This is a genomic window from Stenotrophomonas sp. FR012, assembly GCF_047520565.2.
GTDB lineage: Bacteria > Pseudomonadota > Gammaproteobacteria > Xanthomonadales > Xanthomonadaceae > Stenotrophomonas > Stenotrophomonas sepilia.
The window spans coordinates 1-13,121 of the sequence record NZ_JAXBQL020000013.1; the positions used below are offsets into that span (position 1 = coordinate 1).

At 67.7% G+C, this 13,121-nt stretch carries 13 protein-coding genes and 1 pseudogene; 4 read left to right on the forward strand and 10 right to left on the reverse strand.

All coding sequences use genetic code 11. The features are described from left to right. Positions 1-206: 206 nt before the first annotated feature. Positions 207-1,601, reverse strand: coding sequence for a histidine--tRNA ligase (gene hisS, locus ACM0O9_RS17180; protein ID WP_065177574.1), 1,395 nt, complete (start codon positions 1,599-1,601; stop codon positions 207-209). Positions 1,602-1,727: 126 nt separating this feature from the next. Here hisS and ACM0O9_RS17185 point away from each other — a divergent pair, with 126 nt between their 5' ends. Then, on the forward strand, positions 1,728-2,480 hold the full coding sequence (locus ACM0O9_RS17185) for a Crp/Fnr family transcriptional regulator (protein ID WP_005416324.1): 753 nt from the start codon (positions 1,728-1,730) through the stop codon (positions 2,478-2,480). 57 nt (positions 2,481-2,537) lie between these two features. On the opposite strand, the gene thrC is transcribed toward ACM0O9_RS17185, so the two are convergent. From thrC to thrA, 3 genes are read right to left on the reverse strand one after another with little or no spacing between them, the layout of a single operon-like run. Beyond that, positions 2,538-3,824, reverse strand: coding sequence for a threonine synthase (thrC, locus tag ACM0O9_RS17190; RefSeq protein ID WP_065177573.1), 1,287 nt, complete (start codon positions 3,822-3,824; stop codon positions 2,538-2,540). A 29-nt stretch (positions 3,825-3,853) separates the two neighbouring features. Next, the gene (locus ACM0O9_RS17195) at positions 3,854-4,768 is read right to left on the reverse strand and encodes a homoserine kinase (protein ID WP_065184999.1); all 915 of its coding nucleotides are present in this window, start codon (positions 4,766-4,768) and stop codon (positions 3,854-3,856) included. Further along, a complete protein-coding gene (gene thrA / locus ACM0O9_RS17200) occupies positions 4,765-7,269 on the reverse strand; it encodes a bifunctional aspartate kinase/homoserine dehydrogenase I (RefSeq protein WP_235649545.1) in 2,505 nt (834 codons plus the stop codon). The genes ACM0O9_RS17195 and thrA overlap by 4 nt, the downstream gene beginning before the upstream one ends. A 27-nt stretch (positions 7,270-7,296) precedes the next feature. On the opposite strand from thrA, the gene ACM0O9_RS17205 reads away from it, so the two are divergent. Next, positions 7,297-7,620, forward strand: a complete 324-nt coding sequence (locus ACM0O9_RS17205; protein WP_222523757.1) for a hypothetical protein — start codon at positions 7,297-7,299, stop codon at positions 7,618-7,620. Positions 7,621-7,629: 9 nt separating this feature from the next. Here ACM0O9_RS17205 and ACM0O9_RS17210 read toward each other — a convergent pair whose 3' ends face one another. Continuing rightward, positions 7,630-8,580, reverse strand: coding sequence for a DMT family transporter (locus tag ACM0O9_RS17210; protein ID WP_005416320.1), 951 nt, complete (start codon positions 8,578-8,580; stop codon positions 7,630-7,632). 160 nt (positions 8,581-8,740) lie between these two features. Then, positions 8,741-9,442, reverse strand: coding sequence for a helix-turn-helix transcriptional regulator (locus tag ACM0O9_RS17215; RefSeq protein WP_065185003.1), 702 nt, complete (start codon positions 9,440-9,442; stop codon positions 8,741-8,743). Between the two features lie 81 nt (positions 9,443-9,523). Between ACM0O9_RS17215 and ACM0O9_RS17220 the strand changes: the two genes are divergently transcribed. Next, positions 9,524-10,303, forward strand: a complete 780-nt coding sequence (locus tag ACM0O9_RS17220) for a DUF6491 family protein (RefSeq protein ID WP_005416318.1) — start codon at positions 9,524-9,526, stop codon at positions 10,301-10,303. Here the strand turns inward: ACM0O9_RS17220 and ACM0O9_RS17225 are convergent. From ACM0O9_RS17225 to ACM0O9_RS17235, 3 genes and pseudogenes are all read right to left on the reverse strand, one after another. Then, positions 10,300-11,352, reverse strand: a complete 1,053-nt coding sequence (locus ACM0O9_RS17225; RefSeq protein ID WP_053499905.1) for a linear amide C-N hydrolase — start codon at positions 11,350-11,352, stop codon at positions 10,300-10,302. The genes ACM0O9_RS17220 and ACM0O9_RS17225 overlap by 4 nt on opposite strands. A 43-nt stretch (positions 11,353-11,395) precedes the next feature. Then, positions 11,396-11,833, reverse strand: coding sequence for a DUF6691 family protein (locus ACM0O9_RS17230; RefSeq protein ID WP_065185005.1), 438 nt, complete (start codon positions 11,831-11,833; stop codon positions 11,396-11,398). Further along, a pseudogene (locus ACM0O9_RS17235) lies at positions 11,830-12,270 on the reverse strand (YeeE/YedE family protein); the annotation flags it as partial. The gene ACM0O9_RS17230 and the pseudogene ACM0O9_RS17235, both read right to left, overlap by 4 nt. An 83-nt stretch (positions 12,271-12,353) precedes the next feature. Between ACM0O9_RS17235 and ACM0O9_RS17240 the strand changes: the two are divergent. Beyond that, on the forward strand, positions 12,354-12,674 hold the full coding sequence (locus ACM0O9_RS17240) for an ArsR/SmtB family transcription factor (RefSeq protein WP_005416314.1): 321 nt from the start codon (positions 12,354-12,356) through the stop codon (positions 12,672-12,674). 15 nt (positions 12,675-12,689) lie between these two features. Here ACM0O9_RS17240 and ACM0O9_RS17245 read toward each other — a convergent pair whose 3' ends face one another. After that, on the reverse strand, positions 12,690-13,118 hold the full coding sequence (locus ACM0O9_RS17245) for a BLUF domain-containing protein (RefSeq protein WP_005416313.1): 429 nt from the start codon (positions 13,116-13,118) through the stop codon (positions 12,690-12,692). Positions 13,119-13,121: the final 3 nt, after the last annotated feature.

The window sequence follows — 13,121 nt, forward strand, 5'->3', positions numbered from 1 at the left end:
CTTGTCCGCGGCATGCATGCCGCGGACACCCCTGCCTCCGGACCCACCCCGCCGTCGACAGTTTCCTGCGAGCTGTTGGAACAGCAAGGGGTCGGATCCGTTTTCTGAAGGAAAACGGCTCTGACCCCGGAACGCGGCCCGGAAACGAAAACGCCCACCGGGTGGTGGGCGTTTTCGTGGCGTGTTGGCATGCGGCCAACCGGCCGTTACATCACCTTCGACTGCTCCAGCTCCACCTGCAGGGTGCTCGCCAGCTCATCGCGCGACACTTCGAACTGCTGCTCGCGCAGCAGGTCCTTCACCGCCACCACGCCGCGCGCCAGCTCGTCTTCACCGGCCAGCACCACGAAGCGGATGCCCGCCTTGGCCGCGTACTGGAACTGCTTGCCGATCTTCTTCGGCTCCATCTGCACTTCGGTATTGATGCCACCGGCGCGCAGGCGGCGGGCGATGTCCAGCGACTGCGGCATGCCCTGCTCGTCCATCAGCGCCACCAGCGCCTGCACGCTGCTGGCCTCGATGCCATCGATCAGGCCGGCCTCGCGCAGCTGCCAGAACAGGCGCGACAGGCCGATGGAAATGCCCACGCCCGGCAACTTGGACTTGCTGTAGTGGCTGGCCAGGTCTTCGTAGCGGCCGCCCGAGCAGATCGAGCCGATCTGCGGGTGGTCGGTCAACGTTGTCTCGTAGACGGTGCCGGTGTAGTAGTCCAGGCCGCGCGCAATGGAGAAGTTCAGGCAGTACGCGGTTTCCGGCACGCCCAGCGCCTGCACCAGCTGCAGCACTTCGCGCAGTTCGGCCACGCCGGTACGCAGGATCTCCGAAGAACCGGCGTCGGCTTCAAGCGTTGCCAGCTGCGCCAGCGCATCGGCATGGCCCTGCGAACGCACGGCCACAAAGGCCAGGATCTTCTCGACCTGCTCGCCCGGGATGTTGAAGCCCTCGCCCACCAGCGTCTCGCGCACGTAATCGGCGCCGCGCTTGTCCAGCTTGTCCACTTCACGCAGCACCGCCAGCTGGCGCTCGCCTTCGGCCACGCCCAGGCTTTCGAAGAAGCCGCGCATGAGCTTGCGGTTGTTCAGCTGGATGCTGAAGTCGCCGATGCGCAGCTCCGAGAACACGGCGTGGATGACCGCCAGCACTTCGGCATCATAGCGAACGCTCAGGCTGTCCTTGCCGATCACGTCGATGTCGCACTGGTAGAACTCGCGGAAACGGCCGCGCTGGGCACGCTCGCCGCGGTAAACGCGCTGCATCTGGTAGCGACGGAACGGGAAGGTGAGTTCGTGTTCGTGCTCGGCCACGTAGCGTGCCAGCGGCACGGTCAGGTCGAAGCGCAGCGCCATCTCCGGCAGCGAACGGTCGCCCGATTCGGCCGCATTGGCCAGCGCACCGGTGGACTGCACGAAGTACACCTGGCGCTCGGTCTCGCCGCCGGACTTGGTCAGCAGCACATCGGACAGCTCGAACACCGGCGTCTCCACCGGCAGGAACCCGAAGCGCTCGTAGTTGCGGCGGATCACGTCCAGCATGCGCTGGAACGCAATCTGCTCGCGCGGCAGCAGTTCAAGGGTGCCGGGCGGGGTACGGGGCTTGATCACGGGCGGAACTCCTGCTGGAACGGGACGTGGGAGGGGGCGACATTCTAGCGCCCCCGCCTCGGGCAGGGTCGAACGGCCGCTTGAAGTATCATAAGGCCCTCCCCGCCCGCGATACGCCCCCGCAACATGTCACGGCCTTCCGGCGCTCCGCCCGCCACCAACGATCCCGCCTCGCCGTCCTGCACCACGCTGGACTGCCTGCACTGCTCGGTTCGCCACCTTGCGGTGTGCTCGGCGCTGTCGCCCGATGAAGTGCAGGCGCTGGAACAGGTCACCGTTTCGCAGCAGGTCAGCATGGGCAGCACGCTCGCCCGCACGGGTGAAGAACGCGACCATGTCTATACATTGACTGCCGGCGCACTGCGCCTGGTACGCACCCTGGCCGACGGCCGCCGCCAGATCAACGGCTTCGTGCTGCCCGGCGACTACCTGGGCCTGAGCGGCAGCGACCATCACCGCTACGACATCGAAGCCATCGCAGACAGCCGTGTCTGCCGGGTCGCGCTGCCACAGATGAAGGCGCTCCGCAGCCGCTTCCCGCACCTGGAGCGCAAGCTGCTGCAGCGTGCCTGCCAGGAACTGGATGCCGCGCAGGACGCTGCACTGGCGCTGGCACGCCTGCAGCCGGCCGAGAAGCTGGCTGATTTCCTGCTGCGCCTGGCCGCGCGTGAAGCCAGGCTGGGCGGCGACGGCCTGCGCGTGTCGCTGCCGATGGGCCGAGGCGACATCGCCGACCATCTGGGTCTGACCATGGAAACGGTCAGCCGCACCTTCACCAAGCTGCGCCAGCAAGGGCTGATTGCCCTGCCCCACCTGAACGTAGTGGAGATCCTCGACGAGGACGGGCTGCGCACACTGGCTGGTGAAGGGTTGATCTGACCGCACTGCGGTTGATGGGATTGCCGGCCAGCGGCCGGCAACCACATCCATCTCCGATCAACGCAACAACACCTCGCGCAACGCCACGTAATCTGCCGCCAATGGTTCGGCGTGCGCCGGCCGTTGCAACAACGCATCCAATGCCGGCGGCACGGCCACAGGTTCGCCGATCAACGGCTCGACCACGGCCTCGAACTTGGCCGGATGCGCGGTGGCCACCACCGCCCAGTCGCCCTTGGCACCACGGGCGCGCAGGTCCTGCAGCACCTTCACCGCCGTAGCCGTATGCGGGCAGAACAGCTCGCCCGTGCTGGCATGCGCGGCGGCAATGGTGGCCCGGATGGTCACGTCATCCACCGCAAACGCCCGGAAGGCAGCACGCAGTTCGGCATCGTCGCCCTGGTAGAGCCAGCGCAGGCGTTCGAAGTTGCTTGGCGCACCCACGTCCATTGCATTGGCCACGGTGGCCACACTGGCCTGCGGCTGGTAGTCGCCGCCACTGAAGTACGCGGGCAGCACGGCATTGGCATTGGTGGCCAGCACGATCTGCCCGATCGGCACGCCCAGCGCGCGCGCCAGCACTGCGGCCATTGCGTTGCCCAGGTTGCCGGTCGGCACCACCAGGTTGAGCCGGCGACGATGCAACGCGTAGTGGCTCAGTGCCGCATGTGCGTAGTAACTCATCTGCGGCAGCAGGCGACCGAGGCTGATGCTGTTGGCCGAGCTCAGCGGCACCTGTGCCTGCAGTTCGCGGTCGGCCAGCGCCTGCTTGACCATGGCCTGGCAGTCATCGAAGGCACCGGCCACGCGCAGCGCCAGGATGTTGTCACCAAAGCAGCCGAGCTGGTGCGCCTGGCGCGGTGATACGCGACCATCCGGATACAGCACCACCACGCGTACGCCTGGCTGGCGATGGAAGGCCGCGGCAACGGCGGCGCCGGTATCGCCGGAGGTGGCGACGACGATGGTCAGGTCACGGTCCTTGCCGGCCTGCAGCCGCGACAGCGTACCGGCCAGGAAACGCGCACCAATGTCCTTGAACGCCGCCGTCGGCCCATGGAACAGTTCCAGCACGTGGTCACCGTCGCCGAGCGCACGCAGCGGCACCGGGAAGTCGAACGCCTCGCGGCAGATCGACGGTAATCCGGCCTCCAGCGCATCTCCGGCGAAGAACGGTGCCAGCAGGTCTGCAGCGGTATCGGCCAGGGTCGCACCGGCTTCCAGCTCACGTGGCGCCGGCAGTACCTGGGGCACGTACAGGCCACCATCGGGCGCCAAGCCTGCAGCGATGGCCGCACTGAGGCCAACGGCCGGGGACCGGCCGCGGGTCGAAACGAATTGCATGGGTTCAGTATCCAAAGAGGGAGAAGGATTCAGCACAGCCGGGCTCCGGGCGCATCCAGCGGCGACACCCAGGCATCGCTGTCGAAGCCGGCAGCAGCGAATGCCGCCTGCACCGGCGCCGCGGCAGCGTGGGCCTGGTCGGCATCTTCGAACCAGGCGAACACGCTGGGGCCGGCACCGGAGATGCCTGCGCCCATTGCACGGGCTGACAACGCCGCATCACGAGCCGCCTCGAAGCCGCCGATCAGTCCCGCCCGTCGCGGCTCCACCAGCACATCGCGCAGGCCAGCGCGGACCAGCGCCGCGTCGCTGCGATGGCAGCCGCTGAGCACCAGCGCAAGATTCGCACTCTGCGCCACGAATTCACCCAGCGCATAGCTGCCTTGCAGCGCCTGGCGTGCCAGACGGGTTTCCAGCACCGCGTGCGGGTGCACCAGCAGGCTGTGCCAACTGGCTGGCACAGGGATCGGCAGCAGGCGGTCGGCCGTGCACAACGCCAGCCCGCCGAGCAGCAGCGGCCCCACGTTGTCACCATGGCGGCCCCCACTGGCCACGGCCTCGCCGTCCAGCGCAAACGGGTACAGCGCCTCGCGCGCGAGTGGCGCATCCAGCAATGCGTTGGCAGCAACCAGCGCAGCGACGCACGACGCTGCCGAGCCGCCCATGCCGGAGCCGAATGGAATGCCCTTGTCGATCTCCACCGCGAAGCCGAAGTCCAGGTCCAGCCCTGCGCGCAGCGACATCAACGCCGCACCTGCCGTGTTTCCGGCCGCCTCCAGCGGAAGTTCGACCGCACTGCCACGGATCGCCTCGATGCGCACCACCGGCTCATCGATACGCCGCACGCTCACCGTATCGCCAACGCCTGCAATGGCATGCCCCAGAATGTCGAAGCCCACCGCCACATTGGCCACCGAGGCGGGCGCAAATGCACGTGCGATCACAGGCGTGCTCCCTCGCCAGCGGCTACCCGCAGCAGGTCGGCGAACACGCCCGCCGCCGTCACTTCCGGTCCAGCGCCCGGTCCCTGCACCACCAGCGGGTTGTCGCAGTAGCGGCGGGTACGGAACTGCACCACGTTGTCGGTCAGCCGCAGGTTGGCGAAGGCATGGTCGGCCGGCAGTTCCTGCAGGCCCACCGAGGCGCCGTCGGTGCCCAGCCGTGCCACGTAGCGCAGCACCGCGCCACGCGCCCGCGCATCCTGCAGGCGCAGCAGCAAGCTGGCGTCGGACTCGCCCAGCCGCCCCATGAAGTCATCCACGCTGCCGTCGCGCAGCAGTGCCGGCACCAGGCTTTCCACCTGTACCTGTTCCAGGCTGAGCGCGTGACCGGCCTCGCGTGCAAGGATCACCAGCTTGCGTGCCACGTCCACACCGGACAGATCATCGCGCGGGTCCGGCTCGGTATAGCCCATTGACCGCGCCTGCGCGACCAGCTGCGAGAACGGCTGGCTGCCATCGAAGCGGTTGAACAGCCAGGCCAGCGTGCCGGAGAAGATGCCCTCGATGGTCAGCACCTCGTCACCGGTATCGACCAGATCGCGCAGCGTGGTGATCACCGGCAGGCCCGCGCCCACCGTGGCCTCGTAGCGGAAGCGCGCACCACTGGCCGCTGCGGCGGCGCGGATGCGCTGGTAGCGCGGCAGCGGCCCGGCGCCCGCCTGTTTGTTCGGGGTGACCACATGGATGCCTGCCGCCAGCCAGCCCTCGTAGCGTTCGGCCACCTCGGCACTGCCACTGCAGTCGATCACCACCGCATGCGGCAGGTGCGCAGCCAGCAGGTGCTCGGTGAAACGATCAAGATCGCTGGATTCACCCGCGTCCCGCAGGGCCTCGCGCCAGTCCGCGTGCAGGCCGTCCACTTCCAGGCGCATGCGCGAACGCGAGGCCAGCGCACGCAGGCGAAGATCCACATTGGCCTTGGCCAGCAGCTGCGGGCGCGCGGCCAGCAACTGGTCCAGCAGTGCGGCGCCAACGTTGCCGGGCCCGATCACACCGACCGCGAAGGTCTGCGGCGACAGCCAGAAGCCTGCATGCGCCGCGCGCAGCGCACGGGTGGCATCGGCGCTATCCACGGCGACCGAGATGTTGCGCTCGGACGAGCCCTGCGCAATCGCCAGGATGTTCACCTGCGCACGCCCCAGTGCCTCGAACAGGCGCGCCGCCACACCTGGCTGCCCGGCCATGCCGTCACCGACCGCGGCCAGTACGCTGACGCCCTCACTGACCTGTACGCGCTGCACCTGTCCCGCTGACAACTCGTGCGCAAATGCGTGCAGCAGTGCATCACGGCCACGGCCGGCTTCGGCAGCACGCACCACGCAGCAGATTGAATGTTCCGAGGAACCCTGCGAGATCATCACCACCGACACCTGCGCCTGGCGCAGCGCGGCAAACACGCGCTCGGCGGTACCCGGCACGCCGATCAGGCCGGTGCCTTCCAGGTTCAGCAGGGCCAGCCCGGGACTCAGGGTCAGGCCCTTCACCGGCCCGCGCGGCGAGCGCTCGGCGCTGATCCGCGTCCCCGGATGCGCCGGCTGGAACGTATTGCGGATGAAGATCGGCAGGCCGAGGCGGATCGCCGGCGACATCGTCTGCGGGTGCACCACCTTGGCGCCGAAGTACGCCAGTTCGCAGGCCTCGTCGTAGCTCAGCGCTTCCAGCTGCACCGCCTCGGGCACCAGCCGTGGGTCCGCCGACAGCACGCCATCGACATCGGTCCAGATGTGCAGCTCGTCAGCGTTGAACAGCGCGGCAAAGATCGCACCGGAATAGTCGCTGCCGTTGCGGCCGAGGGTGGTGATGCGGTCATCGCGATCGCGTGCGACGAATCCGGTGGCAACCAGGCGCGACTGCGGATGCTGCAGGCGCCACTTGGCCAGGCGGTCGGCACTGGCTTCCCAGTCGACATCCACGCCGAGTTCGCCATGCCCGACCACCAGCACATCGCGCGCGTCGAGTACCGCGCAGTCTTCGCCCAGCGCGCGCAGATGCGTGCCGAGCAGCTGTGCGGAAAACACTTCGCCCAAGCCCTGCACACGGTCCAGCACCTCGCGCGGCAGCTCGCCGATCACCGCCAGCGCGGCCAGCACTTCGGCCAACTGATCGAAGCGGGCGTCGATCCATTCGACCGTCTCGCCCACCTGCTCGCCCAGCAGCGCCACGGCAGCGCCGCGATGGCGTGCGCGCAGGGCATGCCAGGCCTCACGCCAGCCTTGATCGCCCTTGGCCGCCAGCTGGGCCAGTTCGATCAGCGCGTCGGTGACGCCCTTCATCGCCGAGACGACAGTGACCTGCAGCGATTCGGGACGGGCCAGCAGCAGGCCGCCCACATGGCGATAGCGTTCGGCATCGGCCACCGAGGTGCCGCCGAACTTGTGCACGACGGTGGACGGTGCAGCCAGGTCGGCCGGGGCAACGGAATGAGCGGGAGCGTGGGAAGACATGCAGACCTCGGTAGGAGGCCCCGTCGCATGCAGGTGTCGAGTTTCCCCGCCACCTGTAGGGTGCGGGGCCGTGGTTTTCGGGAGTTACACGAAGACGACGGGCCGCACCAGGGCAGTGGTGACGGTGGTGGTGGTAATGGTGGTGATGGTCGCGACCGGCGCAGTCGAACGGCCCGCAATGGCGGGGGCGATCAGGCTGGCGTGGGCGGCATCAAGGACCATGGCGCACAGAAAACACTGTGCGCCCTGCCGCTGTCAAGTGCTGCGATGCAAAAAACCGATGCAGCGATCATCGGCCAACGTGCCGACATTTGGTTGCAACTGAGACAAAGCCGGCATCAGCACGCTTGACGACTGCATTCAGCCGGCATGTTCGGCGATCGCCCGTGGTGTGCGATGCGCATGCGCGCACAGCATCACGCCAGCCACCAGGAACACGATTGCCAGCGCTTCCAGCAGCGAGGGCCAGCGCTGCTGCCATGCAAAGGCGTACAGCAGCGCGAACAGGGTCTCGAACACGATCATCTGGCCAGTCAGGGTCAGTGGCAGCAGGCGGCTGGCACGGTTCCAGAATGCGTTGCCGAGGATCGAGGCCACCACTGCCACGCCGGCGCTGATCGCCCAGAACCCGCTCCATTGCGCCGCCGTATGGCTGCCGGTGTGCCCGATGAAGGCCATCGGCACCAGCAGCAGGGCCAGGCCGCCGGTGGTGACGCCGGTCAGCAGCGACCAGTCATGGCTGGACAGGTCCGGCCTGCGCGCCAGCCAGCGGCTGTTGCCGATCGAATACAGCGCCCACGAGAACAGCGCACCGAACGCGCACAGCAGCCCGATCAGGCGCTGCCGCCACGGGGTGGCCAGGTGCTCGGACATCAGCGCTTCCCACCCCACCAGGGCGACCCCCAGCACGCACAGCCCCAGTGCCGGCAGCAGCTGTTTCAGTGGTACAGCGCCCTGCTCGCGCACGCCAACGAGGGTGACCACCACCGGAATCAGGCCGACGATCAGCGATGCTGCAGCGCCACCGGCCCACTGCACGGCGGTCGCCAGCAGCAGGAAATACACCAGGTTGCCTGCCAGGCTCAGCCACAGCAGGCCGATCCATTCGGCACGGCCCAGCCGCGGTGCCAGCCGCTTCCATCGCGGCAGCAGCAGGGCGACTGCCATCAGGCCATAGACCAGGTAGCGGCCGGCGGACAGTTGCAACGCATTGAACGACTGAAGCACGGCAGGCGCGAGAAAGACCACGCCCCACAGTGCGCCAGCGGCCACGCCATTGGCGATGCCCACGGCCATCGGGTTGTTGCGCATTCGGATTGTCCGGGCGGATGGAACGGGCCGCGCAGTGTAAGCGCTGGCCGCTGGGCGCTCTTGACCCAGGCTGCTGCCTTGTCACCTCTGTAGAGCCGAGCCAATGCTCGGCTGCGATTCACCGTTGTGCAGATAAGGGCAACCGAGCGTGGGCTCGGCTCTACAGATCAGCCGGCCCCCTGCGCCACGCAGCGGGGGTCTGGCCACATTCGCGGCGCAGCGCACGGGTCAGTGCACTCTGTTCGGAATAGCCTGCGGCCAGTGCGATATCGCTGATCGGCGCGGCAGTGGTGCGCAGCTGATGCTTGGCCCAACGCAAGCGGCACGCGCTGAGCCAGGCCTGCGGGCTCAGCCCGAACTCGCGCTGGAACAATGTGTGCAACCGGCTCTCGCTGACACCGACAACTCCGGCCATCCGGGCAACCGGCCAGGCCCGGCCGGGATCGGCCTGCACCGCCGCGCACAGGCCCTGCATGCGCGCGCCACTGCCCGCCGGTGCAAATACCTGCAGCAACTGCGGCAGCAACGCCGGCATCGGCTGCCCTGCCTGCACGGCGGCCAGGCGCTGCCGCAACGCCAGCGGCAGATGCAGCCAGCGCTGGCGGCACAGATGCTCCTGCGTGCCGTCATCCAGCACGCCTGGAGGACAATCAACGATCACGAAACCATTGGGGCCGTCCGCCATCTGGTCATGTGCTTCGCCGGCGGCGACAAATGCCCCCTGCAGCAGGTCCAGCCGGCCGCCGCGCCCTTCCATCTCGAACTGCAGTTCCCCCTGCAGCGGCAGCACCCACTGCGCGTAGTCATGGCGGTCCAGGCCGGTGGCCTGCCCGTAGTGCCGCAGATGGAAGATGGCGCCCATCCGGGCAGTGTGCGCGTGTAACAACGGCCGTGCAAACCGCTGCTATAGTCGATCCGTCATCCAACGCAGGGAGTGCAGGTCATGACCCATCAGCAGCTGTCCCTGGTGCTTGCCACCAGCCTCGGCCTGGCGCTCACCGCCTCGGCCTCCGCGCAGGAACGTACGCCACCGGCCCCGCACTGCATGGACGCGGTCGGCGTCCAGGAAGTGGAGCAGGCTTCATCGCGTTCAATCGCTCTGCGAGCCGCCTCGGGCCAGGCCTATCGGATCGACTTCAGCGAAGAGTGCCCCGGCGTCCGCGGTGCCACCACGCTGAAACTTGAAGCACCCGCCGGCTGGGCCTGCGGTCGCCCCAGCGAGCGTGTGGTGGTCGATGGCCGCAGCTGCGCGATCAGCGCGGTGACCCCCGTGCAGGATCGCGACTACGCCAGCGTGGCCCGCGACAGCGACCGCCTGCGCATGGCCACCCTGCCCGCACTGACCATCCGCGAGCGCAGGGACATCCGCCGCAGTTTCGGTGGTTCGCCGTCGTACTGCTTTGCCACGCGCAACGTGCGCGCGTGGTCGTCCGACCCGCAGGGCATGCTGGTGGAGACCAATCCGCATCGCAATGGGGGTCACCGCTACTATCGCGTGGAGCTTGGCAGCCACTGCCGCCAGCTCGACCGTGCGCCACAGCTGAGCTTCCACTCCGGCATGCAGAACGGCCTGATCTGTGGCAATCCGGGCGATCGCATCCTCACCGCCGGATTCGAGAATGGTGACCTGCGCAACGACGCGCTGGCGCCGCTGCCGCAGTACACCCGCGGCGGCTGCACGATCCAGGCGGTCTATCCGGCTTCCAGCCAGGCGTCGAACTAACCGTCGACGCCGAGGAACGCGAACGGTGCGCTGGGCACGAAGTGGCCCAGCGCGTCGCCGGAAAAGGTATTGCGCTGGTCCGGACCGAGATCGAGCTTGAGCACCTTGCCGCCGAAATCCACCTTGTTGAGGTCGACCCAGAACGTGTTCGGGGTCAATGCCGATTCGAAGAAGTACAAGCGCCGCTTGTGGTCGGCCACGGTACGCCAGCGCGTGGAGGAGATGTTCGGCTCGCCCGGCGTGGTAATGCCGTAGGGCACCGACGTATTGCGGATCACGCTGAACACGCTGGCCAGCGCCACCACCGGGTCTTCGGACTTGGGAATGGCGTTGATGTAGAACGAGGCGCGCGCGAAACGGTCGGCTGAGCGGTTGGTACCCGGCAGCATCACCGTGCCGCCGATCTGTTGCCAGTAGCTGTTGAGTGCCAGCTGCTGCTCGAAGATCGGTGAATTGGTCATCACCTGGTAGCGCCGGTCATGGTGGATCACCTGGCGACCGCCGATGTATTCGACGATGGCACTGTCGCCACTGGCATCTGACAGCGACAGGTGCAGCGTGGCCTGGCGGTCTTCGCCCGGCACCTTGTCGGTGACGATCGAGTACGGCTCGCGCTGCAGCGCCGCGACCGCCTCGTCGACGGTGGCGAAGTTGTCCAGCACATACTGCGCCCATAGCGAGATGGCCAGGCCCGGCTTGTTGCCGCGCTGCTTCGGATACTCCGATTCGACCAGCCACAGCAGGTTGGCCACCAGGCCCTTCTCGTTCATGCCATCGGTGGTCGATACGTCATAACCGGTGGCCACCACCGAGCCGTAGCGCGCCGTCCAGGCCAGCGACTTCGGCCCGGCCTGGCCAGTGCGCGCGATGCCGCGCGGCAGCACGTAGAGGTTGGTCGCCACATCGACCTTCCAGTCCATCGAGCGCGCGGTGATCACATCACCGTTGTCGCCCAGGTAGACCGCGCGCGTGCAGGCCAGCGCGGGTGCCACTGCGGCGGCCAGCGCGACCGCCAGCAGTGCCCTTTCCTTCCACTTCATCCGTGCCATGTCGTTGCACTCCTTTCCCCGTGATCCGTGGATATGACCCGATTCAGGGTGACACAGCGGTGAAGCCCCGGCGAACCAGGCGATCGTGCAGCCAGAAACCTGCAAGCATGGCCGGCACGAACCAAAGCGCTTCGCGCGATCCCACCGCCAGCCCGGCGATGGCAGGGCCCGGGCAATAGCCTGCCCAACCCCAACCCATTCCGAACAATGCCGCGCCCAGCACCAGGCGTACATCGACACCGCGCACAGCGGGCAGTTGGAAGCGCGTTGCGCATGACGGCCGCGGGCGCCGCAGCACCCAGCGCTGGCCGACCGCGCTGACCAGCAGTGCCGAGGCCAGCACCCAGGCCAAGGTGGGATCGAAATCGCCGGCGATGTCGAGGAAACCGAGGATGCGGCGCGGATCGGTCATGCCGGCCAGCGCCAGGCCCGCGCCGAACAGCGCCCCTGCCGCGCCGGCGGCCACCATCATGCGGCTCATGCGAAGCCCCCGCCATGACGGATCAGGAATGTAGTCAGCATTGCGCAGGCCATGAATACCAGCACCGCCAGCAGCGACCGCATTGAGCCGCGGGCCACGCCGCACACTCCATGACCACTGGTGCAGCCGTTGCCCAACCGCGTACCGAATCCGACCAGCAGGCCGGCGCCAACCAGCTGCCACGCCGGCAAGGCGTCACGCAACAGGTCGCGGGGCGCTTGATCTGGCACGGCCTGCCAGCACAGCACACCCCCTGCAGCGGCAAGCAGGCCGAGCAGGAATGCCCAGCGCCAACCTCGATCGCCGGGCGTTGCGCGCACGCTGCCAGCGGCGATGCCGCTGATGCCGGCTACCCGGCCCGTGGTTGCCAGCAAGACCACCGCCGCCGCACCGATCAACGCGCCCCCCGCGACGGCGGCCCACGGCACGGTCATGACCTGCCTCCAGTTGTCGCGTTCATTCGCTTGCCTTTTGAATTAGCTTTTTCTAAATTAGCGTCTTCTAAAGCAAAAGGTCAACCATGGCCCGAATCGAGCTCGACAGTGCCGCGATGGCCGAGCATGCCGCCCAGGCCGCGGCGCTGCTCAAAAGCCTGGCCCATCCTGCACGGCTGCGCGTGCTGTGCCGGCTGGTCGAAGGCGAGGCGCCAGTACCGGAACTTCAGGCACTGACCGGGCTCAGCGCATCAGCGCTGTCCCAGCATCTGGCGGTGCTGCGCGGACTTGGCATCGTCTCGACCCGGCGCGAAGCGCAGTCGATCCACTACCGGGTAGTGGAAGGGCCGGCGCTGGGCGTATTGCAGGCGTTGCACGCGGCGTACTGCGGAAGTGCAGCGCGCTGAACCTTCCACGCAGGTTCAACCTGCGTGCAGCACCGGTTGCACGACCTGATCGAGCAGATCCACCGGGGTCGGCGCCGACAGGTCACCATGCAACGCGCGGGTGAAACCTGACCAGTCGCTGGAAGACAGTTGCCGCAGCAGCGCCTCCTCCACCGGCAACGCGCGCATCGACCAGTACGGAAACTGGCGCTGGCCAAGGCGGCCACGCGCCAGTTCGATGATGTCGATATGGCTACCGGCCTGCAGGATCCGTTCGTACACCGAATCGATACCATCCGGCGGCCCTTCGATGTACTGCAGGAATCGCCCGCCGTCATGCAGCAGCACACCGGTCACGCCCGCCATCTTGTTGAAACGGGCTGCATCATCGACCAGCGCCCGCAGCCGTTCAGCGGAAAGATCCGGCAGCGCCTGGCTGACGTAGGCGATGGCACGCAGTGGCATGGC